This is a genomic window from Halanaerobaculum tunisiense (genome assembly GCF_054657635.1).
Genome location: NZ_BAAHYI010000003.1, coordinates 42,529 through 67,162, shown reverse-complemented (window position 1 = coordinate 67,162; position 24,634 = coordinate 42,529). Strand labels below are relative to the sequence as shown.

The window sequence follows — 24,634 nt, the reverse complement described above, 5'->3', positions numbered from 1 at the left end:
ATGTCAAAAGCTAAAGTTGGATTTGAAGAAGATTTATGGAAAGCAGCAGATAAGTTAAGAAATAATATGGATCCTGCTAAATATAAGCATGTTGTATTAGGATTAATATTTTTAAAGTATATTTCTGATTCTTTTGAGGAACGGTATCAGGAATTAGAAGAGATTGAATATGCTGACCCAGAGGATAAAGATGAATATTTAATGGAGAATATCTTTTGGGTGCCTAAAGAAGCTCGTTGGAAGAATATTAAGGCTAATGCTAAAAAGCCAGAGATTGGGCAGATTATTGATGATGCAATGGTAGCAATTGAGAAGGAGAATAGTAGATTAAAGGGAGTATTGAGTAAGAATTATTCGCGATCCACATTAGATAAAAGAGTATTAGGTGAATTAGTAGATTTAGTTAGTAATATAAAAGTAGGCGATAAAGAAAGTAAATCAAAGGATGTATTAGGTCGGGTTTATGAGTACTTTTTATCTAAATTTGCTAGTGCAGAAGGTAAAGGTGGAGGGGAGTTCTATACTCCACATTCTATAGTTAATCTATTAGTAGAGATGGTTGAACCCTATGAAGGTAGGGTGTATGACCCTTGTTGTGGTAGTGGTGGTATGTTTGTACAGAGTGAAAAGTTTGTTGAAGAACATCAGGGGAAATTAGATGATTTGTCTGTCTATGGTCAAGAATCTAATCCTACTACCTGGAGATTGTGTCAGATGAATTTGGCGATTCGAGGAATTGAAGGGAATCTAGGTGGTAAGCCTGCTGATAGTTTCCATAATGATTCACATAAGGATTTAAAAGCTGATTATATCTTAGCTAATCCTCCATTTAATGTAAGTGATTGGGGAGGAGAACATCTGGCTGATGATAGAAGATGGAGATATGGAATCCCGTATAATGGTAACGCTAATTATGCTTGGATTCAACACTTTATTCATCACTTGGCTCCAAATGGAACGGCAGGTTTTGTACTAGCTAATGGTTCACTATCAACTAACCAATCGAATGAAAGAGAAACTAGAGAAAGTATATTAGAACATGACTTGGTAGATTGTATTGTAGCTTTACCTAATAAATTATTCTACTCGACTGGAATTCCAGTTAGTTTATGGTTTTTAACTAGAAATAAAGCAAAACCTAATGAAAGAGAAAGAAGAGGAGAAACATTATTTATAGATGCTCGAAAACAAGGAAGACTAGTTGAACGAGCTCATCGAGAATTAACAGAAGAGGATATTCGGAAAATAGCCGATACTTATCATGCGTGGAAACAACCAGAGAAACAATTGAGAGTCGATAATGAAGAATTGATGGTTGAAACTAAAGATAAAGAAGAAATAAAACGAGGAGAACATTTAGAAGTTAAAGAAGAGGAAGAACAAGCAATAATTGAATATGAAGATGTAAAAGGATTCTGTAAATCGGCTACACTAGATGAAATCAAGGAACATGAATATATCTTAACGCCAGGTCGATATGTTGGTATTCCTGAGAAAGATGAAGATGATGAGCCATTTGAAGATAAAATGGATAGATTAACTGATGAATTAGCTGAACAATTTGCGAAGTCTAATAAGTTAGAAGATGAGATTCGAGAAAACTTAAAGGAAATTGGATTTGAATTTTAGGAGAAAGGGGGGGATAGTATGGAAGGTAAAACTGAATGTAAGGATAGTTTAATAGGTGATATACCTTATGATTGGGAAATTAAAACAGTTAAGGAATTAATGGATGAAGAAGTTTTATATAAACCTTTAGATGGTAATCATGGAGGTAGACATCCTAAAAGTAATGATTATGTTGATTCTGGGATTCCATTTATAATGGCTGCTGATATTAGTGATGATGGGCAGATAGATTTTAATAGTTGCAAATTTATTAAGAAGGAACAAGCAGATAATTTGAGAAAAGGATTTTCAGAAAATGAGGATGTACTGTTATCTCATAAGGGTACTATAGGTAGAACAGCAATAGTAGAGAATATAGATACAGAGTATATAATGTTAACGCCTCAGGTAACCTATTATAGAATAAAGGATACTAATAAATTAGATAATTATTTTCTTAAATATTATTTTGATTTTCATAAATTTCAAGGTTTATTAAAAAATTGGGCTGGTGGTTCTACAAGGCTATATTTAGGAATTACAGCTCAAAGGAAACTACCAATTTTATTACCTTCTTTAGAAGAACAAAAAGAAATAGCAAATATATTATCAACAATTGATCAAAAAATAGAAATAAATAATCAAATGAATGAAACTTTAGAAGAAATGATACAATCAATATTCAAAGGTTGGTTTATTAAATTTAATCAATTTGAAGATGCAAATTTTGCAGATAGTGAATTAGGTGAAATTCCTGAGGGATGGGATATAGTTGAATTTGGTGATTTGTTTGAGTTTGTAAAAGGAAAAACGCCAGAAGATAAAGTTAAGGAGAAAAAAGAAGGATATTTAAAGTATTTAACTATATCAGTTTTAACTGGTAAAAAGAAAAGATATGGTAAACCCGAAAATGTAGTTTTAGCTGATGAGAATGATACAATGATGGTAATGGATGGTTCTAGGTCTGGGAAAGTTTTTTTCGGTTTATCTGGAATAGTAGCATCTACTTTAGCTAAAATAAAACTTATAGATGATAGAGTTTCAAAAGAGTTTATATACCTTCTATTGAAATATTATGAGGAAGAGTTTATGAATAATACTACAGGTTCTGCAGTTCCTCATGCTGATAAAAAATATATATTAAATAAAAAAATTGCTTTGCCTAAAGATAATGGTGTGTTGAAAAAATTTGAACAGATAACTAAAAGTTTAAGAACTAAAATAATAGAAAATAAAGAAGAAAATCAAGCTTTAAAAGAATTGAGAGACGCTTTACTTCCTAAGTTGATGTCAGGGGAGATAAGAATTAATGAATAAAGAGTAAAGAATAGATAATAAATAGAAAAATCAATTAAAGATAGAGGATATCACTAATCACGGAGGGTTTTTTAAGACTCGTAGGGAAATACGAATTGACAATTGATAATTGAAAATTAAAAGAAAGAATTTAAATTAAAAATAATAAAATAGAGTTTATGTTGTACCGGGCTAGGAAGTCCGGTATTTTTTATAGGAAGTGATTTTAATATTTAAGAAAGTATGGTATAATAATGTTAATAATTGGTTACAATATAAAATACAATATAACAATAAAGTAAATAAATAATAACATTATGTTGAGATAATTATATATTATTATAGGAGGTGTAATAAGATGAATATTGCTAAAGTAATTGGCGAGAATTTAAGAAAGATGCAAGATAAGTATAATTATAGCCAAGAAGAGATGGGAGATATTATTGGTGTTACTCGTCAGACTATAGCTAGGTATTTAAATGGAGAAAGGGTATTAGATAGTGGTAAGTTATATCAGATTGCAAAACATTTTAATAAATCAATTGATTATTTTTTAACTGAGGATAGTGAAGTGGTTGATATTGGTTTTATGTTTAGAGCTGATGATCCTGAGAATAATTTTGATAAGGAGTTAAGGGAGAAAATAAGTAAAAGGTTTAATCTTTATCATGAGATAATTGAATTGAGTGATATTCAAATTAAGGATTATATTCCTGAAGAGTATAATCTAGAGCTCAAAGGAGATAAGTTATCTGATAAGGAGAAGAAAATAATTGAAAAAATTGCTGAAAAGCAGAGAAGGTATATGGGAGTAGATGATGCTCTTAATATTAATGTTTTTACTTTATTTGAAGAGAATAATATAAATATTGTAGCTCAAGAGATTGATGATCAAAATTTAGATGCGTTATCAGCTTATTCTAAAGATAAGGGAGCTTTTATTTTTATTAATGATCGAGAGGATATTCCAGAGGAGAGAAAGGTTTTCTCGGTTGCTCATGAATTAGGTCATTTAATCTTACATCGAGAGGAATATAGTAAGGAATTTAATGAATTAAAATATAGTAATTCAAAAATTAAGGATATTAGAGAGAAAGCAGCCGATCATTTTGCTATGTCATTTTTAGTACCCGGGAAGGTATTTGAGGGTTATAGTTATTATTTTGATGGTTATGTTGATTTGGACTTAATTATTGAGAAAAAACAGGAGTTTGGAGTAAGTGCTAAGTGTTTAATTATGGCGTTAAAGGAGAATGGTTTAATTGATGGAAGGATTTTAGGAGCATTGTTTAAGAGATTAAGGGAAAAGGGATTTGAGACTAAAGAGCCTAATTCAAGAGAATATATTAAAAAGAATGAGAAGTTAGTTGCTTTAGTTAGAAAATTAGTTATTGAGGAGAAAATCACTGTTAATAAAGCCGCTGAAGCCTTAAATTTATCTGTTTTAGAGATGAGAAAGAAAGTTAAGAGGTGGAAGAATACTGGATACGAATCGGCTTAAGAATTTTTATGGTAAAAGTGTAGTTCTTGATAAAAATATATTAACTGATTTTATGGAGTTAACAGCGGCTTTGGAAGAAAATTATATGCTTATATTAAATCAATTATTTAGTGAAGTTATTATCCCAATACCTATTTTGGAGGATGAGAATATTCATGATAGTTTAGATGATTTAGAGTATAAAGAGGGAGTTTTTGAAACTAATTTAGGATTTGGTATTTTTAAGGAATTAGGAAATTCTGGTGATAAAATGGCTAAAAAGTTATCTGAGTATGATAGACATGTAATAGCTATTGCAGGAGAAGCAGATATACTGGCAATTAGTAATGATAAGCCTGTAAGAGAAATATGTAAAAAGTATGATATAGAGATTACTGGAGCTTTAGGTGTTATTTGTTCGGCTTATGAGAATAATTTGATATCTTTTGAAATAATGAAACAAGGACTTAAATTTTTATTTTCTGAGGAGTCTACTTGTTATTTGAGTAATAGATTGAAAGATATAGTTTTTGGACATTATTCGATTGAATGATATTTTAAAGCAGTTGGGCCTTAACAAGGTCTCGGCTGCTTTTTTTATTGTGTGCCTATTTGATCTTCTTGTAATAAAAGAAGGAATAATAGTTGATATTATCCACTTGGTTATTTGTAGAAAAATGTTATTTTTTAGATATAAAATGGATTATTGGTTTTATTATGAAGGAAAATAGAGTTACATATTGAAATGTAATTATTAGGAAAGATAAAGGAGGTGTAAATATGTCTTTACGTGAGGATTTTATCTCTGCAATTAAAAATAAGAAATTAGTAGAGATAGTGTTTGATAGTAAAGAAAAGGGAAGAATCACTAGAAAATGTGTTCCATTTGATTTTGGCCCGAGTCGAAAGTATAAGGATAAGCGAAATAGATTTCATTTTCATGATCTAAATAGTCCTGAAGGATCTCATGTTTTATCTATATTACCTGGACAGTTGGTTGATTTGAAGATATTAGAAAAAAGCTTTAAACCAGGTAATTATGTACATTGGGAACCTAATTGGTTTGTAGATAGAGATTGGGGACAATATTCTTAAAACAAAAGGAGTGATATTTATGGCAATTGGTGATACTTATAATACTGGTAATACTTCATCTGCTAATGCTTATTATGAATGGGTAAGATATGTTGATGGTACGACTACTCCTAGACCAACGGCTGAGGAAAAGAAGATTCGATTAAAAAGAGGGGAGGTTTTTTCTCCTATAAATTCTTGTGATAAAGGTGCTATTTGGCGAATGACTTCATATGCATAATAGTTGAATTAATTGTTTTTTAGTGCCGGGGTTTCTTCGGTACTTTTTATTTTGTCAATTTAAAGGGAATAAGGGAAGAATATAGAAATAACTATTTAGGAATATAATTACTAAATATACTTATTTTTTTATTTTATCGAAATATGTTAAAAATATATGGAGGGATATATAAAGTTAAAATTGAGAGAATTATTGATAATATTATGAAAAAAGTAAGTCGAAGATTCAGATATAATATTAGAAAATCAGTTTGAAATTTAGTTTTTACACATCTAGAAAATAAAAGATTTATAAGTTATAAAGAATTAGTAATTAAAAATAATTTATCTGAGCACCTAGGTTATGCTCTTAATGGATTTTCTAATGTACATAATAGAAGAACAGTTATTGAGCTTAGATTTTATGATGGTAGAACTGATCTTTTTAGAACAGTAGATGATTGAAAATTTTGGAATGAATTATTGAATAAGTATTCAAAGGTTAAAAATATTGATAAGTAGTAGTAATTATTAATGTATGTTTAGTTTTTTATGATAAAGCGCGATTACAAGCTATAATAAATTCCTTTCATATTAATAGGGAAAGTAGATTTATATGGGGAATGGATAAGTTAGATGAGATTTGGACTGATTACTTTTGTGATTTGAGGAAAATCAGCAATAAATCAGAGTTTAATTTAAACTTAAAAAAATAAGAAATCTAAAGGAGGTAAAAATTCATTGTATATTAAATCAGTTTCAATTAAGAATTTCAGAAATTTTGAAGATATGACTATAAATTTTTGTGATGGTTATCAAACTATAATAGGAGAAAATAATATAGGGAAAACTAATTTATTATTTGCTATAAGATTAGTTTTGGACAGGCAATTATCTTATAAAGTTAGAAACTTAAAGATTAAAGATTTTAATGGATATGAAAAACCTTGTTTAGATAATCATATTATGATTAGTGTGGAGTTAAGTGGAGTTAATTTAGATTCACATCCTCTTTTTCATTGCTTAAAAATTTCAAATGATACAATGAGGGTAACTTATGTTTATGCTCATAAGAATAAGTTTGATGGTACATTAGATGAGATGGAAGAATGCAAAATAGAAGATTTTAACTGGCAACTTTATGGTGGAGGTAATAGTTTAAAATTTGAAGAGATAGTCAATTCACAAAAAAAGATTTATTTAAGAAATTTAGATGGAATAAATGTTTTTTATCTTAATGATTTTAGGAATATATATAGTGATTTAAGAGGTAAAAATCAATCTTTATTAAGTAACTACTGTCAATCCAGAGAAAATAGTGATGATGAATTAGAAAAAGTAAGTAGTATTTTGAAAAATTCAACTGAGCAGCTTAATGATTTATCTTTTATACCAAAAATGGAACGAGATATAAATACTAATAATTTAAATATTGCAGGGGATTATTTTTCTCCGTCTATTTCACTTGGATTTTCTTCTGATTTTGATGAAGATATTTGGAATGAATTAGAGCTTCTTTATAAACCAGTAAAAAATAAAGAAGTGCCTATTAAAACATTAGGTTTAGGAGAAAAAAATCTATTATATTTAACATTGTTTATTGCCGAACTTGAAAATGAAAAAGAATTAGATGAAATAAATATAGTTTTAATTGAAGAACCAGAGGCACATTTACATCCTCAACTGCAAAAAATTCTTTTTTCTAATTTACAAGATCTTTCTTCAACACAAGTTTTGATGACATCTCATTCTACTCATATTGCTAGTGATTGTAAGTTTAAGAATTTATCTTTACTATATGAAGATGAAAATAAAAAGGTAGATTCTTTTTCTCCTTTTTTAACTGCAGATTTTACTTATAGGGAAGAAAATTTATTAAAAAGATATCTAGATGCTACTAGAAGTGAATTATTTTTCTCTTCAGCGGTTATTTTAGTTGAGGGAGTAGCAGAGCAGTTTATAATACCTGCTATATGTGAAAAAAAGTTTGGAATTGATCTTGCTGAATATAATATTTCTATAATTCCGATATATGGGAGACATTTTTCTAATTTTATGAAATTTTTTCAAGATAAGCACCTAGAAATACCAGTTGCAGTAATTATTGATGGAGATAAAAAAGAAATAGAAGATGAAGAACAAAAATATACAACTGCTGTAAAAAATGCTCTAGCTTTAGAAATTGAGGATAGAGTTGAAGTTTTTAATGGAGAATATACTTTAGAAATTGATTTGTTTCCATACGAAACTAATGAAGACTATTTAAGAAATTGTTTTATTAAACTTGGTCATAACCAATCGTATAATGATTTAATTAAATATGAAAGTGATAAATGGAGTGAAAAACTGATTACAAAAATAGATAAGACAATAAAGAAAGGTAGATTTGCTCAACAGCTAACTTTAGAAATTGATAAAGAATTTGAAATCCCTAGTTATATTGAAGATGCAATAAGATTTATAGCTAGGAAAAAAGGTATTGAATTAGAATGAAAGATTTAAATAAAAAACAAAAAGATGCTGTTGAAGAGTCTGGAAATGTTTTAGTCTCTGCTTCACCTGGTTCTGGAAAAACAAGAACTTTATTAGGACGAGCTAAGTATAAGCTTGAAGAAATGCCTAAGGGGAAAACTTTGGCCCTTATTACGTATACTAATGCTGCAGCAGATGAAATAAGTTCACGATTAGATAGTAAGAAAGATTTTTTTGTGGGAACAATTCATAAGTTTTGTTTAGAGTATATATTACGACCATTTAGTTGGTTATATGATTGGAAACAACCTGAAATTATAAGTTATGAGCAAAAAAATAATTTTATAAATATTTTAAAGAAACATAAAGAAATAGATTTACAAATTAGAGATCTGAATAAGATAAAACGAAATTTCCAGGGGAAAATAAATACTTCTGTAGATTGGAGGAATGAATATTCCTTAAAAAAAATAGCAAGTTATTATTTTAAATACTTAGATCATTATCAATTAATAGACTTTAATGAAATACTTTATAGATCATATAAAATAGTTAAAGAAAATGATTTTGTATGTACTTCATTAGCAAATAAATTTTATGAAATTTTAATAGATGAATTTCAAGATACAAGTAAATTTCAGTATAAAATTTTTAAAATGATTAATTCGAAAAATAAATGTAGTTTTTTTATGGTTGGAGACCCTAAACAATCTATTATGGGTTTTGCAGGAACAATGGATAAAGTTTTTAATAAAGCTAAAGAAAATTTTAATACTTCTATAATTTCGTTAATTAAGACTTATCGTTCAACTTGGAATATAATTAATACTTATTCTTCAATATTTGAGAACCATCCTGAAGTTGAAAATGAATCAAAATTTAAAGATTTGGATTATGAAGTTAAATTATTTAATTGTAGTTCAAAAAATAAGTCCGAATCCTGTTCTTATTGTCATTATAATAATTGCAAGAATAATATAAAGTTAATATCAAATTGTATTGATGAATTAAAAAAATCAGGAGTAACAGAAGATGGAATTGCTATTTTATCTCCGTGGTGGAATGATTGTTCTAAAATAAACAGACAGCTTAGAGATAAATATAATTTAGTAGGATTAGGAGCTTTACCTCATAAAAATATCAAAAGCTCTACTTTTTTCTTAATAAGATCTGTAGCTAAATTTGAGAGAAAAAAATCAGTCAATAATATTAGAGCTATTAAAAGAAATATAGAAGAACATTTGCTAAAAAATAATATTCAACTACAAAAAGAAAAAGAATTTAGAGTTTTAGTAAACAATTTGCTATCAGATTTTCTTAATATAAATAATAAAAAAATTAGTATTATAGATGGATTGAAAGATATAAAATCTATTTTGGATAGTTATTTTGAAATTAATCATTATACTATAGATAAGATTATAAATGGGATAAAAAATGAAAATGCTCAGGGTTGGCCATTAGTAAAATATCTAAATATACTAGCAGGAATTAATGGTATAGTTAATCAAACCCTTCATTCAGCTAAAGGACTTGAATTCGATGCTGTTATTTTAAATAGAATTGATGAAGGTAGAGTACCTTATGGGGGATTTGGTGATAGTTGTGTAGCTGAGAAAGATATTAAAAATGGAAAAAGATTGTTCTATGTGGGAGTAAGTCGACCAAAGAAGTTTTTAAGAATTATACATGGGGATAATAAATCAAGATTTTTAGAAGGTATTACTTAAATAATATAAAAACTGCGAGGTGAATTATTTGTTCTCGGAAGAGGAATTAGAAGAGGCCACATTGGATTGGTTTAGAGGATTAGGCTATACTGTATTGTTTGGCCCTGATATAGCCCCAGATGAAGAGCGAAGTGAAAGAAAAGATTATCAACAAGTTGTATTAGAAGATAGATTAAGAGATGCTTTATATAGAATCAATCGAGATGTACCTACTAAAGCAATTGAAGATGCAATTAGAAAAATAACTATTCCTGAAAATGCTGATATGATTGAAAATAATCGTGACTTTCACCAGATGATTACTGATGGAGTAGATATAGAATACCAAAGAGAAGATGGAAGTACTAAGGGGGATAAAGTTTGGTTATTTGATGAAGATAATCTAAGAAATAATGATTGGATAGCTGTTAATCAGTTTACTGTAATAGAAGGAAATAATAATCGACGACCAGATGTAGTTGTTTTTGTTAACGGACTTCCATTAGCCATCTTTGAATTAAAAAGTACCTCAGAAGAAAAAGCTACTATTGATAAGGCTTATAATCAGTTACAGACCTATAAAAATGAGATTTCTTCTATTTTTGATTACAATGAAATGATGATTATTAGTGATGGGACTAATGCTCGGGTAGGAACTATTACGGCTGATAGAGAAAGATTTATGCCTTGGAGAAGTATAGATGGAGAAGATCTAGCACCTAAAAGTATTCCTGAATTGGAAGTATTAATTAAGGGGATTTTTGATAAAGAACGTTTTTTGGAGTTAGTTCATTATTTTGTTTTATTTCAGGATGATGGAGTTGATATTACCAAGATTTTTGCAGCTTATCATCAGTATCATGCTGTTAAAAAAGCAGTGGCTAATACTGAACGAGCTATTAGTGAAGAGGGAGATCGAAGAATAGGGATTATTTGGCATACCCAAGGGTCAGGTAAGAGTCTATCAATGGTCTTTTATTCAGGAAAATTAGTTTTAAGATTGGATAATCCTACTATTATAGTAATTACTGATAGGAATGATTTAGATGATCAATTATTTGATACTTTTAGTGATTCTCAGGAGTTATTAAGACAAGAACCTAAACAGGCTAAAAATAGAGAACATCTTAAGAAATTGTTATCTGTAGAATCTGGAGGAATTATCTTTACTACGATTCAGAAATTTGAAGAGAATCAGGAAAATCCAGTACTAACAGATAGAAGAAATGTAATTGTAATAGCAGATGAGGCTCATCGTAGTCAGTATGGTTTTGAAGCTGAGATCAGACAAAATGATGGTAAGGCTGAAACTAAGTATGGTTATGCTAAATATATGCGAGATGCTTTGCCTAATGCTTCCTATATTGGTTTTACGGGAACACCAATTGAGAAACAGGATAAGAATACACCTGCTGTATTTGGTGGATATATTGATGTTTATGATATGACACAAGCAGTGAAAGATGAAATGACGGTTAAGATTTATTATGAAAGTAAGATTGTACAAGTTAATTTACCTGAAGATGAAAAGGAAAGATTAGATAATGAGATTGAAGACCTTACAGCTGGAGTCGTAGCGGAAGAAAGAGAAAAATATAAAACTCAAAATGCTAGTTTAGAAACAGTTATAGGTGCTGATGAAAGAATTAAGACTGTAGCTGAAGAGACTGTTAACCATTTTGAAGAACGACAAGAGGCCATTTTAGGTAAAGGAATGATTGTTACTATTTCTCGAGAAGTAGCTGTAAAGTTATATGATGAAATTACTAATTTAAGACCAGAGTGGCATAGTGAAGCAGATGATGAAGGTGCGATTAAGGTGGTAATGTCAGGGAGTGCTGATGACCCCCAAGAATGGCAACAACATATTAGGAGAAAATCAGAAAGAAAGACTATTGAGAAGAGAATGAAAAACCCAGAAGATGATTTGAAGTTAGTGATTGTGTGTGACATGTGGCTAACTGGTTTTGATGTACCTTGTTTGCATACGATGTATATTGATAAGCCCCTTAAAGGACATAATTTAATGCAGGCAATTGCTAGAGTTAATAGAGTTTATAAAGATAAACCGGGTGGACTAATAGTTGATTATATTGGGATTGCTGATGCTTTAAAGGAGGCGTTAAATCATTATACTGAAACAGATAGGAAAAATACTGCAATTGATACTGAAGAAGCAGTAGCAGAGTTGTTAAAAGAGTATGAAATTGTATGTGATATTTTACATGATTTTGATTATAAACGATTCTTTGAGGCTAAACCTCAGGATAAAATGAGGATTATTACTGAGTGTATGGAATATATTTTATCAATTAGAGAAGATGAAGCTCATGAAAGTGGAGAAAAGAGATTTATTAAACATGTAAATAGATTATCTAAAGTTTATGCTTTGTGTGCTACTAGAGAAGAAGCAAAAGAAATTAATGAGGATATAGCCTTTTTTAAGGCTGTTAAATCAGCATTACGGAAACATTTTTCTGAAGATAATAATAAAAGTCCACAACAGATAGATGGTGCTATTAATCAGATGGTTTCTAAGGCGATAGCTGCTGATGGAGTTGTTGATATTTTTGAAGGGACAAGTATTGACCCTGATATGTCTATTTTATCTGATCAGTTTTTGGAAGAAGTAAAAGAGTTACAACATAAAAATTTAGCTGCTAGGACTTTGGAGAAGATATTGAAAACTAAAGTGAAGTCTTTAGCTAAGAAGAATTTAGTTAAATCCAGAAAGTTTTCTGAGATGTTAAATGAGACGATTAATAAGTATCGAAACCGGGCAATAGAGACGAGAGAGGTTATTGAGGAGTTAATTGAGTTAGCTAAAGTGATGAATGAAGCTCAAGAGCAAGATGAAGATATTGGATTAAGTGAAGATGAAATAGCCTTTTATGATGCTTTAGGAGAGAATAATGCAGCTGTAGAGGTTATGGAGGATGAAACGTTAAAGAAGATAGCAGTTGAGCTTACTCAAATGATAAAAAATAATGTAACGATTGATTGGAATTGTAGAGAGAGTGTTCAGGCTAAGATGAGAGTTAATGTGAAAAGATTACTTAGAAAATATGATTATCCACCTGATAAACAAAAGCAAGCTATTGAGACTGTAATGGATCAGGCGGAGTTAATGTGTAGTAATGAGGGGAAAATGTAGAATTAGTTAAGTACTAATAGCTTAAAAGTTGAAAATTTATTACCGGGCGGGGAAGTTGGTTCCATCAGAAGTTTATCGGATTCCCCCTCCAATCTTGCATTAAAATTAGATTGAAGGAGGTATTTGATTTGGAAATCAAGATTCATCTTTAGGTGTTTCTTCTTTTTCATCGTTCTTCTTGGGAGCTAATTCTTCGCTTGTTTCTAGGTCAAATTGTGGTTTTAAATTTTTTGCTTCTTTCCTATTAGTTGCGCGTTGGTTGCTAAAAGTATTTTTTCGTTTATACCATTTAACCATCTCAAAAGATAGTAAGAAAATTCCACCTGCTGATAATATTCTTAACCAGTCTATTGCTGGTAGTGGTGCAAAATCAAGATAAGAGTTAAGACCTGGCACGTAAACAACAGATAATACTAACCCCAGAGAAATAATGATTGAATAAAGCATCTTCTTATTACTAAAGAAGTTTTCATTAAAGAGGCTGGTAAATTTATAACGTCGGGAAAGTATATTTAAAAGTTGACAAATAACGATAGTTAAATAGGTTATAGTAATAGCTCGAGGATATAAGGCGTGATTTGCTGTGAAGCCACCTCCAATATTGTTGACAAACAATCCATAATTTAAAAAAGCTAATCCGCCCATCATAATTCCTAAAAAGCTGACTTCAATAGTAGAACTTTGATTAATAATATGCTCATCCCGATCACGGGGAGGATTAGTCATTAATTCTTCAGAACCAGGATCAAAGGTTAATGCTGTCAAAGGTAGAATTTCTGCCAATAAGTCAATAGCAAGGATTTGAATAGCCAATATTGGTATCGGCCACTCAAAGAAAAATGCTCCCACTAAACCTGATAGTACAATTAATAATTCGGCTATATTACTTGTTAAGGTACCAAGCACTGTCTTCTTCAGATTATTATAAATAGTCCGTCCTTCTTTAATAGCGTCAACTAATGTTGGATAGCTATCATCTAGTAGGATCATTTCTGCTGTTTCTTTTGATACATCAGTTCCCATCTCTCCCATAGCAACACCAATATGAGCACTTTTTAGTGCTGGTGCATCATTGACACCATCTCCTGTAACTGCTACAATCTTATCTTTTTCTTTTAGATTTTGTACAATTCTCAGTTTATTTTCGGGAGAAACACGAGAGAAGACTAATGATCTGTTTTCTTCCATTTTTTGTTTTAATTCTTCATCAGACAGCTCTTCTAACTCTTGGTTGCTGATTACTGGTGGTTTTTTATCACCACCTAGATTAATTTCTTCTGCAATTGCACTAGCTGTTATGGCATGGTCACCTGTCATTATATAGGTGTCGATATGAGCCTTGTGGGCATCAGCAATGGCTTCTTTGACCCCTTCTTTAGGTGGATCAATCATAGCTACTAATCCTAAAAAGACAACATCTCGTTCGATTTTATCTAGCTCATAATCAGTTTCATCAGGATCAAGTTCACGGCGGGCAACAGCTAGAACTCGCAAAGCTTGATTTGAATACTTTTCATTTATTTCTTGTAACCTCTTTTTATCTTGCTCAGTAATTTCTACCTGTTCACCATTTTTATAAATGTATTTTGAGATTGAAAGGACACTATTTAAAGCTCCTTTCATAGTTAAAACCTTACTATCTTCATATTCTCTTATAGAACTCATTCTCTTCCGTTCTGAATCAAAGCTGAATTCATGAATTTCAGGATTTTCTTCATCCTCTTTAGGAGATCTAAGGCCTAGTTTAGTAGATAAAGTTATTAAAGCTGCTTCAGTAGGGTCTCCGATAGGGTACCAGCTTTCATGATCATCATCAGGAGGATGAATTTCAGCATTTGAAGACATAGTTGCAGAGTCAAGCATGATTTCTAATTCATCTTTTTCTTCTTCAGCAACAGGTGTGTCATCTTGATGTAGTATATCTCCTTCTGGTTCATAACCAAGTCCAGTAACTTTATATTCTTGCTCATCAAACCAGACAGTCTGAACGGTCATTTCATTTTTAGTAAGAGTGCCTGTCTTATCTGTAGCTATTACATTTGTGGACCCAAGAGTTTCAACTGAAGAAAGTTTTTTTACTATGGCATTTTCTTCAGACATTTTAGCTACTCCTTGGGAGAGTGAGACGGTAACCTGCATTGGTAATGCTTGGGGGACAACAGCAATAGTTACACCTAGACCATAAACCAAGGCATAATATAGATCAAGTCCCCGATAAATACTGACCCCAAATAGTAAGATGCCTATTATAATAGCACCAATAGCTAGTTGATTAGCAATTATTCTTAATTCTTCCTGTAAAGGTGATTCGGATTTTTCTTCTTCTTGGGTTAAAGAAGCAATCTTACCCATTTCAGTATCTGGACCTGTAGCCACCACTACGCCTTTAGCTGATCCAGAAGCAACAGTAGTCCCCATATAAGCCATATTGCTTCGGTCTCCAAGAGCGCTTTCTTCGCTAATTGGATCACTTTGTTTTTCTTGGGGCATTGATTCACCTGTTAATGCTACCTCATTTGTTCTAAGATTATTAGATTCTATTATTCTTATATCTGCAGGGACTTTGTCTCCTTGCTCAAGATTAATTATGTCACCAGGGACTAATTTCTGTTGTTCCAGTTCTTTGATCTTTCCATCTCTAGAAACTTTAGCAGGAGATTGGATTAATTTCTTTAAAGAAGACATTATTTTTTCAGCTTTAAATTCTTGCAAAAATCCAATTACTACATTAATAACAACTATTGCTAACATTACAATAGCATCACGATAATTCTGAATTAGTAAGGACATTCCAGCAGCTACTAGTAACATTATAGTTAATACATCTTTAAACTGTAATATAAATAAGAGCCACTTTGGTGCTCCTTGAGAAACTTTTAATTTATTTTCACCGTGTTTTTTTAATTTTTTGGTGGCTTCCTTTTCTGAAAGTCCTTCCTGACTAGTGCCAAGTTCTTTAAATACATCTTTAATCTGTTGTTGATAAAAATTAATTTTTTGCACCTCCTGCGAATCTTAAAAAGTTTTTGTAATAATTAGTGATATTAATTATTTTAACATTTGACTAATTTTATTTTTTCATATTTTTTATTATTTATACTTCTTTACTTTGTATGGTCTTTTTTATTGGTTGTAGGAATTATATTATTCATCAATAAATTTTTAGATAATATAGTAATGAATTATTTAAATCGGATAGAAACTCAAAAAGAGCAGTTATTAGCAGGTATAGAGCAGATTATTACTGGTTATAATGCCAAAGAAGAGAAAATTAAAGCTTAAAATGGTAATAGAACAAAGCAACTACCTGTTATATATTTACAATGACGTAATACTTTGTTATGATCATAACAAAGTAAACTAGAGGAGGCTAAAGATGAATAATTCAAAGTTATTTGCACCTATTGAAATTGGCTCAGTGGAAGTGGAGAATAGAATAGCTATGGCACCGATGGGCATAGGAGGCTTAGTTACCCAGGATGGGTGTTTTACTAAACGAGCTAGAGATTATTATATAGAAAGAGCTAAAGGTGGAACAGGTTTAATAATCACTAGTATTACCAAAGTAGAAAATGAGATAGAAGAATTAAAACCAGGGATTTTTCCTGTTGTTTCTGCCAATCCTGCTCGATTCATTAAGACAGCTTCTGAAATGACGGAACAAGTTCATGCTCATGGTGCAAAAATATTTTTGCAATTAACGCTTGGCTTAGGAAGAGTGGCTGCCCCTCATATTTTAGAAACAAAACCAGTAGCACCTTCTGCAGTTCCTAATTATTGGGAGCCGGATGTGACTTGTCGAGAATTGACTACTACAGAAGTAGAAACTTTAGTGGAGAAGACAGTGCAAGGGGCTGAAATTGCTAAAGAAGCTGGTTTTGATGGAGTTGAGATTCATGCTGTTCATGAAGGATATTTATTAGATCAATTTACCATCGATTTATTTAATAATCGAACAGATAAATATGGAGGAGAGTTGAAGAACAGATTAAGATTTCCTAGTGAAGTTGTACACAATATAAAAGATAATTTAGGTGATGATTTTCCGGTTCAACTTAGATATAGTATTAAAAATTATATCAAAGATTGGAATCAAGGTGGATTACCTGACGAAGAATTTGAAGAGAAAGGACGCGATGTAGAAGAAGGACTTAGAGCGGCTCAGATACTTGAAGAAGCTGGTTATGATGCCTTTACTGCTGATGCTGGCTCTTATGATGCTTGGTACTGGGCTCATCCACCGATTTATCAAGATTATGGTTGCTATCTAGATTTGACTAAACAACTTAAAGATAAAGTAGATGTCCCGCTTATAATTGCTGGTAGAATGGATGATCCAGAGTTAGCAACAGAAGCTATTGCAGATGGTGAAGCTTTAGATATGGTTGCTCTTGGTCGGGGTTTACTTGCTGATCCAGAATGGCCTATTAAGGTAAGGACTGATCAAACTGAAGATATTCGGCCTTGTATTGCTTGTCATGATGGTTGTTTAAGTCGGATTTTTGCTGGTAAACCACTATCTTGTGCTGTAAATCCTGCTTGTGGTCGAGAAAGAGAATATGATATTCCGCAAACAAAGGAAACAAAAGATGTAGCTATTATTGGAGGTGGATTAGCAGGACTGGAAGCAGCTCGGGTTTGTGCCTCTAAAGGCCATCAGGTAACACTTTATGAACAGAATAAGCAATTAGGTGGTCATGTAATAGCTGCTAGTGCTATGGAATTTAAGGAGTCTGAACATAGACTGTTAGACTGGTATGAAACTCAATTGGATAAATTGGATGTAGAGATTAACTTAAATCAAGAGATTACTGCAGAAGATGAATTAGAAGATAAAGCTGATGAAGTAATTGTAGCTAATGGATCAGAGTATATAAAACCAGATATTCCAGGGATAGAAAAAGAAAAAGTCATTACAGCAACTGAAGCATTAGTAGAGGAAACCGAATTAGCAGAACCAATAGCTATTATAGGTGGCGGACTAGTCGGCTGTGAAACTGCCCTGGCTTTAAGTAAGCAAGGTAAAGATGTAATGGTTATAGAACAAAAAGATGGTTTAATGCAATCGGGAATTAAGGTTCCTCATGCTAATAAAGAAATGCTACTTGATTTATTAGCTAATAGTAGTGTAGATATTATTACCAATAAATCTTTATTTGAAGTAACAGATCAAGGAGCTGTAGTAATAGATGATTCCTTTAAGCAAGAAAGTCTTAAGGCCCAGACTATTGTTCTAGCCTGTGGACTTGATTCTAAGAAAGAACTGTATCGGGAACTTAAGTCTGATATTGCTAATCTACACTTAATTGGTGATGCTCTAAAAGCAGAGAATATAATGGCTACTATCTGGGATGCTTATGAAGTAGCACGACATATATAGTGCAAACTGAAGAGCAATAGATTTTATACCGGGCGGGGAAGTTGGCCCGGTATTTTTTTATATGGGCCTCTTTTTTTATTCATTGCAGGAATGATTTCATTTATATAGAATAATCCAAAGTGAATGGGCTAAATAATTAATTGATCTAATAAAATTATTTTAAAATAAAGGAGCAAATTAAATGTACCAAGAGCTAATCTCATTATTCTTACAATCAATTCCTGAGTCAATAGCACTTGTTTTTTCTGCTGTAGTATTTCTGAAGGTGACAATTGATCGCAGAGTAGTTTTTATTGGATTAATCCAAGGACTAATGGTGTATTTTTTTAGAAGTCTTCCTATTACTTTTGGCTTTCATACTATACTTTCTCTTATTTCTTATACAATATTGTTAACTTTCTTTTATAAGAGAAGAGTCTTAGAATCTTTTGTATCTATTCTAAAAACTATTATTTTATTATCAATATTTGAGATACTGACTATGAATATTTTAGTTCATATCATTGATAAACCAATAGAGGTAATTATAGAAAATCAATTATGGAAAACAATCGCTATGATGCCGCAGATTATTCTATTATTTTTAGTAGGTTATATTATTTTGCAGATAAGACAGAAGAAGGAGTAATCAAGGTATGAGTTATGAAGAGACAGTTCAAGAGTTAAGTAGCTATATTGGACAAGAATTAAATTTAACTGCTAAGAAAGAAGATAGAATTAGATTTGGGATTGAAATATTGATTTCGACAGTTATATCACTTTCTTTTTCTCTTATTTTAGCTTGGTTATTAGGTATTTTCAAACCTGTAGTATTTATTTTATTTACAAGTGCAATCTTAAAAGTAGTTTCCGGCGGAATTCATTTGAAAAGTGTCTGGGAGTGTGCTTCCTTTGGTGCTGTTATTATTAATTTATTAGGTTTAATTAGCCTGGAGATTAAAGAAGTAGTTTATGATCATTGGTTATTAGTATTGGTTGTTAGTTCTCTTTACATAATCAGTTCATTGCTGTTATGGAGTCCAGCTGAAGTTGCAGAAAAGCCTATCAAGGATAAGAGACACAGAAGAAAGCTAAGATTGATTTCTTTAGTACTTGCTATTCTTTTGTTAACTATGGTATTTCTTTCATTTTATCTTTATCAAGATAGATTTGTTTTGGTTAATGTAAGTATAATTTTAGGATTGTTATTTCAAGCAGTAACAATTAATCCTTTGGCTTATAAATTGCTTGATTTTTATTATCAGATTAAAGCTGAATTAATCTAGAAAATATATTAGTTTTTAATCAATTTATATAAATATTATAATATTTATAGGGAGGTGTTAGTAATGAAGAAATTAATAAAGAAATTTTTAGTAAGTGGAATAGCTGCTGTTCTATTAGCAGTTGCTTCAACAGGAATTGTTTCAGCCTGTACTGCAGGACTTTACCAACCTGAATTACCAGAAGAGTAAATTTTAGAGATCAAGTAAAGAGGCAGCTAAAAGTTGCCTCTTTACTTGACTTTATGGAGGGATATAGTATTGGATGATCAATATGTCAACTTGAGGGAAATGAGACAGAATAAACTAACAGATTATGTTGCCTTTAGTTATATTTTGTCTTTATTATTGCTGGGATTAATATTTGTAAAGTTTATTGTATTTAATAATTCTAGTATTATAGTATATAATTTTTTTCTTGTTTCATTATTTTTTTTATTTACATATTTAGTCTCCAGATATATCAGTAATAAGACTATACTTGATTTTCCGACAAAGAAAGATTATTTTATATTTAGTATATTTATCACTGTTATTTCCTTTGCAATTTATAATAGTGTAGCTTTTAATAAACATTTTTTAAAAGTCTATTATTTAAGTCCAATTATTTTAGCTACAGTCAATTATGGGCAAAGATTTGGTTTATTGACAGCAGGTTATTCTACTTTGAATTTAGTGGTACTAAGTTATTCTTTACAAGACTTTTCTTATTTAGATTATGATATAATATTTATTATTTTATTCTTCTGGATTGCTTGGTTAATTGGTGGATTTATAGATTTAGAACGTAGAATGCAAAAACATCTGGAGAAAATGGCTATTACAGATAGTTTGACTGGATTACCAAATCATGCTAACTTTCAACAGACATTAAATCAGTGGCTTAATAAAGCTAAAGAAAAGCAAGTGTCGTTAAGTTTAGCATTACTGGATTTAGATAACTTTAAGCATTTTAATGATGCACTAGGCCATCAAAAAGGGGATGAGCTACTAAAAAGCGTAGCGAATTTAGTTCAAGCACAGATAGAAGAAGATGTTTTTTTTGCTCGGTGTGGCGGAGATGAGTTTGCTTTTCTATTTTTTGATTATCAACAACAAGTTGCTTGTAAGAAAGTTAATCAAATTAAAAATAAGATTCAAGATAACTTAACCATCCCTTATGAGGAATTTTTAGAAGAATCCCTTACTTTTTCTTTAGGTATAGCTTCTTTTCCTCAGCAGGCTCAAACCAAGAAAGAATTGATTGATATGGCTGATTATGCTTTATACCAGGTTAAAACAACTCAAAAGGATCAGGTTAAAATTTATCATCAGGTTTTAAATGAACTAGCAGCTGAAAATGAGAACTCAGAAGAAGAGTTGTTTGATTCAGTACGAACTTTATTAAATATAATTAATGCTAAAGATAGATATACTTATGGACATTCAGAACGTGTAGCAGATTATGTCAAGAAATTTGCTGAAGCATTAGAGTTGTCATCAGAAGAAAAGAAGAAATTAACTTATGGGGCTTTTCTCCATGATATAGGAAAAATTGAAGTTGGACGAGATATTTTAATGAAGCCAGATAGACTAGATCAATCTGAATGGGAAACAATCAAACAACATCCTGAGACGGGAGCACAAATTCTTAGTCCCCTAAAATCTTCTCCAGATATTCTGGCAATGGCTCGTTATCACCATGAAAATTTTGATGGAACAGGTTATCCCGAAGGATTAAAAGGAAGCGATATTCCATTTTATGCTAGAGTATTACGGATTATAGATAGTTTTGATGCAATGACCAGCAAAAGACCATATAGTCCAGCTTTAAGTAAAGAAAAAGCTCTTAAGGAATTAAAAGAAGGAGCAAATGAGCAGTATGATCCTCATCTCGTTAAATTTTTTATCAAAGTAGCAGATGAGAATATTTTATTAACTTAGTTTTTATAGTTTATTTGCTCCGGTCCAACTGCGGCTCGGAATTTTTATTTTATCAAGTTAGACTATTTAATATTACTATAGTTTAATGTTATAATCAAAGTAAAGGTTGAGATTTTAGGTTAGAAAAGAGGGATAGTATGAAATTAGATTTGCACGTCCATGCTGCAGAAAGATCTGCTTGTAGCATAGCTCCAGAAATAGATTTAATTGAAGCTGCTATTGATTATGGATTAGATGGTTTAGCTTTTACAGATCATCATAAATTAATTGCTCAAGATAAATTAGCAAAATTGAATCAAGAATACCCATCCTTTAGAATATTTGGTGGTATTGAGATTAGGATTAAAGGCCAAGACTTTTTAGTTTATGGGATTCATGATCCTATTTTAGAGGCAGATGATTGGACTTATCCTGAATTATATAACTTTGTGCGCCAAGAAGAAGGCACTATTGTCTTAGCTCATCCTTATCGCTATAAAGATTATGTGAATGTTGATCTGGATCAATTTGTACCTGATGCAATAGAGGTATATTCTACAAATATAATCGATGGAAAAACAGAGCAACGTCGCTCCTTAATTAAGTCTTTAGCAAGTCAGGCGATTTATAACTCTGATGCCCATGATGATCAAGATGTAGGAGTTTTTTATAACCAGTTTGAACAACAAGTTACTAGTGATCAAGACTTAGTAACAGCAATAAAGCAAGGAGCTTATAGCTGTCAGCAAAGATTGAATAAGAAATAAATAATAAAATGCATAAGAGTAACTAACTTTTAATATATTTATTTGTAAATGTTTTTTGAAACTTTTGTTAGTTTTGATTTGAATAAGGCAATATACTTATTGTAAGGAGGAAACTTTTATGAAACAGTATTTAGTGATTGGTCTAGGTCATTTTGGTACCAGTATTGTTAAAAGTTTAATGCAAGAAAATTATGAGGTAGTTGCTATTGATAAAGAAGAGGAAAAGGTAAAAAAGTTTAAAGATAAAATTACTCATGTTGTACAAGCGGATGCTTCTGATCGTAATGTTTTAGAGTCATTAGGAGTGAGTAATTTTGATGTTGGGATTATTACTATGCGAGACGACCTTCTTTCTAGTATTCTTTCAACTTTGCTTTTGAAAGAACTTGGGGTTTCTGAAGTAGTAGCAAGAGCAGGAACAGATATGCATGCTAAAGTTTTGAAAGGATCAGGGGCCGATAAAGTAGTATTTCCCGAGAGAGAGATGGGAGAAAAGATTACCCAACATTTAATTTCTGCTAACATTAATGTAATTGATCATATCCATTTCACTTCTGATCATAGTATAGTAGAAATTAATGCTCCAGATTTTATGATTAATAAATCTCTGAAAGAGACTAATTTACGATCAAGATTTAATGTTAATGTGATAGCAATTCGTAGAGGAGATAATATTAATCTTTCTCCTGGAGGAGAAGATGTAATTCATAAAAAAGATGTATTAGTTGTTTTAGGTGAAAATGAACAATTAGATAAACTCAAATAAAGGTCTGAGTGCTATTTAAGACTGATGTAGGAGTTGATGACAATTGAAAACTAATAGTCTACCTATTAAAATTACTCCCCCAAGGATTATTCTCCTTGGTTATCTTATAGTTATACTAGGAGGAACTGTTCTTCTTTCTCTTCCTATAGCTACTCAGAATTCTGGATCTGCTGGTATTATTGAGGCCCTTTTCACATCTGCTTCTGCTGTCTGTGTAACTGGTTTAATAGTAGTTAATACAGCAACTTATTGGACAACATTTGGGCAGGTTATTATCTTGATTTTAATCCAAATTGGTGGTTTGGGGTTTATGACTTTTTCTACTTTAGGTTTCATATTGCTGGGAAAAAATATAACCTTTAGTAGTAGAATTTTGATTAAAGAGGATATTGGTAATCTTAATTATTCTGGACTTGTCCAATTAGCTAAATATGTTATCGGTCTTGCTTTAGGAGTTGAGTTTATTGGAGGTTTGTTATTATTTTTAAATTTAAATCGACAAATGGATAATTTGAGAGCTGCTTGGTTTTCAATTTTTCATTCTATTTCTGCTTTTTGTAATGCTGGATTTGATCTTTTTGGTAATAGCTTAGAAAGTTTTACTACTGATATAGGAATCAATCTTATCATTGCATTTCTTATTATCATTGGAGGACTTGGGTTTACAGTTACTAAGGAGTTATGGAATAAGTTTAATAATGATCAATCAATTATAATTTTATCTTTACATAGTAAAGTGGTTATTTATATAACTATCTTTCTTCTTTTGCTAGGTACTGGAGTAGTATTTATTTTTGAATTTAATAACCCACAAACTATGGGAGGATTAGAGTTAAGCAATAAGTTAGTTGCTTCTTTCTTTTTATCTGTTACTCCTCGAACGGCAGGTTTTAATACTGTACCTACTGGGGCATTAAGAATTAATACTATCTTTTTTATTATTATATTGATGTTTATCGGTGCTTCCCCTTGTTCTACAGGAGGTGGAATTAAGACTACTACTTTTGGAGCTATATTGACTAATGTTTCTTCTGCTTTACTTGAGGATGATGATTATACTCTACTGGAGAGAAGATTAGGTAACAAGATTGTTGATAAAGCAATAGCTATAGTCGTTATTTCTCTAGCTTTGATTATTTTTGCTACTTTAATATTAACTAGTATAGAAGATGCTAAGTTTATTAAAATTTTATTTGAAGTTGTTTCAGCTTTTGGAACAGTAGGACTTTCTACAGGAATTACCGGGGATTTGAGTCAACTAAGTCGGTTAGTAATTATAGTTATGATGGTAGCAGGGAGAGTTGGCCCACTAACTTTGTTAATCTCACTAGGAGAAATAAACTCTCGAGTTCGTTATTATCGTTATCCTGAGGAAGATATTATGCTGGGCTAATAGCTTCCTCTAGTTCACTTATAGGCTAACAATTTAGGATTTAAGTAAAAGAATGATAGGTGGATTCTAATCCGAGCTAACTATGGCTCGGATTTTGTGTACTATTTAACTGACATTCTTAATATTGGCTTCATTTAATGTTATAATAATAA

Annotated in this window: 19 protein-coding genes; 18 read left to right on the top strand and 1 reads right to left on the bottom strand. The window is 31.0% G+C overall.

Annotation, left to right across the window (positions count from 1 at the left end; translation table 11 throughout):
- From ACYQ3D_RS03350 to ACYQ3D_RS03310, 9 genes are all read left to right on the top strand, one after another.
- Positions 1-1,629: a type I restriction-modification system subunit M gene (locus ACYQ3D_RS03350; protein WP_459836217.1), complete on the top strand. Its 1,629-nt coding sequence runs from the start codon at positions 1-3 to the stop codon at positions 1,627-1,629.
- A gap of 18 nt (positions 1,630-1,647) precedes the next feature.
- On the top strand, positions 1,648-2,925 hold the full coding sequence (locus ACYQ3D_RS03345; protein WP_459836216.1) for a restriction endonuclease subunit S: 1,278 nt from the start codon (positions 1,648-1,650) through the stop codon (positions 2,923-2,925).
- A 337-nt stretch (positions 2,926-3,262) separates the two neighbouring features.
- Entirely contained in the window at positions 3,263-4,405 is a 1,143-nt protein-coding gene (locus tag ACYQ3D_RS03340; protein WP_459836212.1) for a helix-turn-helix domain-containing protein, read from the top strand.
- 70 nt (positions 4,406-4,475) lie between these two features.
- Positions 4,476-4,937: a PIN domain-containing protein gene (locus ACYQ3D_RS03335; RefSeq protein WP_459836210.1), complete on the top strand. Its 462-nt coding sequence runs from the start codon at positions 4,476-4,478 to the stop codon at positions 4,935-4,937.
- Positions 4,938-5,164: 227 nt separating this feature from the next.
- Complete coding sequence (locus ACYQ3D_RS03330) at positions 5,165-5,479, top strand: hypothetical protein (RefSeq protein WP_459836208.1); 315 nt, start codon at positions 5,165-5,167, stop codon at positions 5,477-5,479.
- Positions 5,480-5,498: 19 nt separating this feature from the next.
- Positions 5,499-5,699, top strand: coding sequence for a YjzC family protein (locus ACYQ3D_RS03325; protein ID WP_459836206.1), 201 nt, complete (start codon positions 5,499-5,501; stop codon positions 5,697-5,699).
- A 719-nt stretch (positions 5,700-6,418) separates the two neighbouring features.
- Positions 6,419-8,170, top strand: coding sequence for an ATP-dependent nuclease (locus ACYQ3D_RS03320; RefSeq protein WP_459836204.1), 1,752 nt, complete (start codon positions 6,419-6,421; stop codon positions 8,168-8,170).
- Positions 8,167-9,879 carry a UvrD-helicase domain-containing protein gene (locus tag ACYQ3D_RS03315; RefSeq protein ID WP_459836202.1) on the top strand — a complete coding sequence of 571 codons (1,713 nt, stop codon included), beginning with the start codon at positions 8,167-8,169 and terminating at the stop codon, positions 9,877-9,879. The genes ACYQ3D_RS03320 and ACYQ3D_RS03315 overlap by 4 nt, the downstream gene beginning before the upstream one ends.
- A gap of 19 nt (positions 9,880-9,898) precedes the next feature.
- Positions 9,899-13,012, top strand: coding sequence for a type I restriction endonuclease subunit R (locus ACYQ3D_RS03310; RefSeq protein ID WP_459836199.1), 3,114 nt, complete (start codon positions 9,899-9,901; stop codon positions 13,010-13,012).
- A 135-nt stretch (positions 13,013-13,147) separates the two neighbouring features.
- Here the strand turns inward: ACYQ3D_RS03310 and ACYQ3D_RS03305 are convergent, their stop codons facing one another.
- On the bottom strand, positions 13,148-16,015 hold the full coding sequence (locus ACYQ3D_RS03305; protein WP_459836197.1) for a cation-translocating P-type ATPase: 2,868 nt from the start codon (positions 16,013-16,015) through the stop codon (positions 13,148-13,150).
- Between the two features lie 123 nt (positions 16,016-16,138).
- Between ACYQ3D_RS03305 and ACYQ3D_RS03300 the strand changes: the two genes are divergently transcribed.
- The 9 genes from ACYQ3D_RS03300 to ACYQ3D_RS03260 all read left to right on the top strand — a co-directional run bounded on the left by ACYQ3D_RS03300 (position 16,139) and on the right by ACYQ3D_RS03260 (position 24,482).
- Complete coding sequence (locus ACYQ3D_RS03300; RefSeq protein ID WP_459836195.1) at positions 16,139-16,294, top strand: hypothetical protein; 156 nt, start codon at positions 16,139-16,141, stop codon at positions 16,292-16,294.
- Between the two features lie 94 nt (positions 16,295-16,388).
- Positions 16,389-18,392: an FAD-dependent oxidoreductase gene (locus ACYQ3D_RS03295; RefSeq protein ID WP_459836193.1), complete on the top strand. Its 2,004-nt coding sequence runs from the start codon at positions 16,389-16,391 to the stop codon at positions 18,390-18,392.
- Positions 18,393-18,573: 181 nt separating this feature from the next.
- Positions 18,574-19,020 carry a hypothetical protein gene (locus ACYQ3D_RS03290; protein WP_459836191.1) on the top strand — a complete coding sequence of 149 codons (447 nt, stop codon included), beginning with the start codon at positions 18,574-18,576 and terminating at the stop codon, positions 19,018-19,020.
- Between the two features lie 7 nt (positions 19,021-19,027).
- Positions 19,028-19,657 (top strand): accessory gene regulator ArgB-like protein, encoded by a 630-nt coding sequence (locus tag ACYQ3D_RS03285; protein ID WP_459836189.1) that lies wholly within the window; start codon positions 19,028-19,030, stop codon positions 19,655-19,657.
- A 63-nt stretch (positions 19,658-19,720) separates the two neighbouring features.
- Positions 19,721-19,846, top strand: coding sequence for a cyclic lactone autoinducer peptide (locus ACYQ3D_RS03280; protein WP_459836187.1), 126 nt, complete (start codon positions 19,721-19,723; stop codon positions 19,844-19,846).
- A 69-nt stretch (positions 19,847-19,915) separates the two neighbouring features.
- Positions 19,916-21,577 carry a bifunctional diguanylate cyclase/phosphohydrolase gene (locus tag ACYQ3D_RS03275; RefSeq protein ID WP_459836185.1) on the top strand — a complete coding sequence of 554 codons (1,662 nt, stop codon included), beginning with the start codon at positions 19,916-19,918 and terminating at the stop codon, positions 21,575-21,577.
- A 137-nt stretch (positions 21,578-21,714) separates the two neighbouring features.
- The gene (locus ACYQ3D_RS03270) at positions 21,715-22,323 is read left to right on the top strand and encodes a PHP-associated domain-containing protein (RefSeq protein ID WP_459836183.1); all 609 of its coding nucleotides are present in this window, start codon (positions 21,715-21,717) and stop codon (positions 22,321-22,323) included.
- A 118-nt stretch (positions 22,324-22,441) separates the two neighbouring features.
- Positions 22,442-23,089 carry a potassium channel family protein gene (locus tag ACYQ3D_RS03265; protein ID WP_459836181.1) on the top strand — a complete coding sequence of 216 codons (648 nt, stop codon included), beginning with the start codon at positions 22,442-22,444 and terminating at the stop codon, positions 23,087-23,089.
- Positions 23,090-23,132: 43 nt separating this feature from the next.
- Positions 23,133-24,482 carry a TrkH family potassium uptake protein gene (locus ACYQ3D_RS03260; RefSeq protein WP_459836179.1) on the top strand — a complete coding sequence of 450 codons (1,350 nt, stop codon included), beginning with the start codon at positions 23,133-23,135 and terminating at the stop codon, positions 24,480-24,482.
- Positions 24,483-24,634 lie beyond the last annotated feature (152 nt).

Bases quoted from the DNA above. Each gene is read 5' to 3' on its own strand.
- ACYQ3D_RS03350 (WP_459836217.1), top strand. From the start codon at position 1: ATGTCAAAAGCTAAAGTTGGATTTGAAGAAGATTTATGGAAAGCAGCA.
- ACYQ3D_RS03345 (WP_459836216.1), top strand. From the start codon at position 1,648: ATGGAAGGTAAAACTGAATGTAAGGATAGTTTAATAGGTGATATACCT.
- ACYQ3D_RS03340 (WP_459836212.1), top strand. From the start codon at position 3,263: ATGAATATTGCTAAAGTAATTGGCGAGAATTTAAGAAAGATGCAAGAT.
- ACYQ3D_RS03330 (WP_459836208.1), top strand. From the start codon at position 5,165: ATGTCTTTACGTGAGGATTTTATCTCTGCAATTAAAAATAAGAAATTA.
- ACYQ3D_RS03325 (WP_459836206.1), top strand. From the start codon at position 5,499: ATGGCAATTGGTGATACTTATAATACTGGTAATACTTCATCTGCTAAT.
- ACYQ3D_RS03315 (WP_459836202.1), top strand. From the start codon at position 8,167: ATGAAAGATTTAAATAAAAAACAAAAAGATGCTGTTGAAGAGTCTGGA.
- ACYQ3D_RS03295 (WP_459836193.1), top strand. From the start codon at position 16,389: ATGAATAATTCAAAGTTATTTGCACCTATTGAAATTGGCTCAGTGGAA.
- ACYQ3D_RS03290 (WP_459836191.1), top strand. From the start codon at position 18,574: ATGTACCAAGAGCTAATCTCATTATTCTTACAATCAATTCCTGAGTCA.
- ACYQ3D_RS03285 (WP_459836189.1), top strand. From the start codon at position 19,028: ATGAGTTATGAAGAGACAGTTCAAGAGTTAAGTAGCTATATTGGACAA.
- ACYQ3D_RS03280 (WP_459836187.1), top strand. From the start codon at position 19,721: ATGAAGAAATTAATAAAGAAATTTTTAGTAAGTGGAATAGCTGCTGTT.
- ACYQ3D_RS03270 (WP_459836183.1), top strand. From the start codon at position 21,715: ATGAAATTAGATTTGCACGTCCATGCTGCAGAAAGATCTGCTTGTAGC.
- ACYQ3D_RS03265 (WP_459836181.1), top strand. From the start codon at position 22,442: ATGAAACAGTATTTAGTGATTGGTCTAGGTCATTTTGGTACCAGTATT.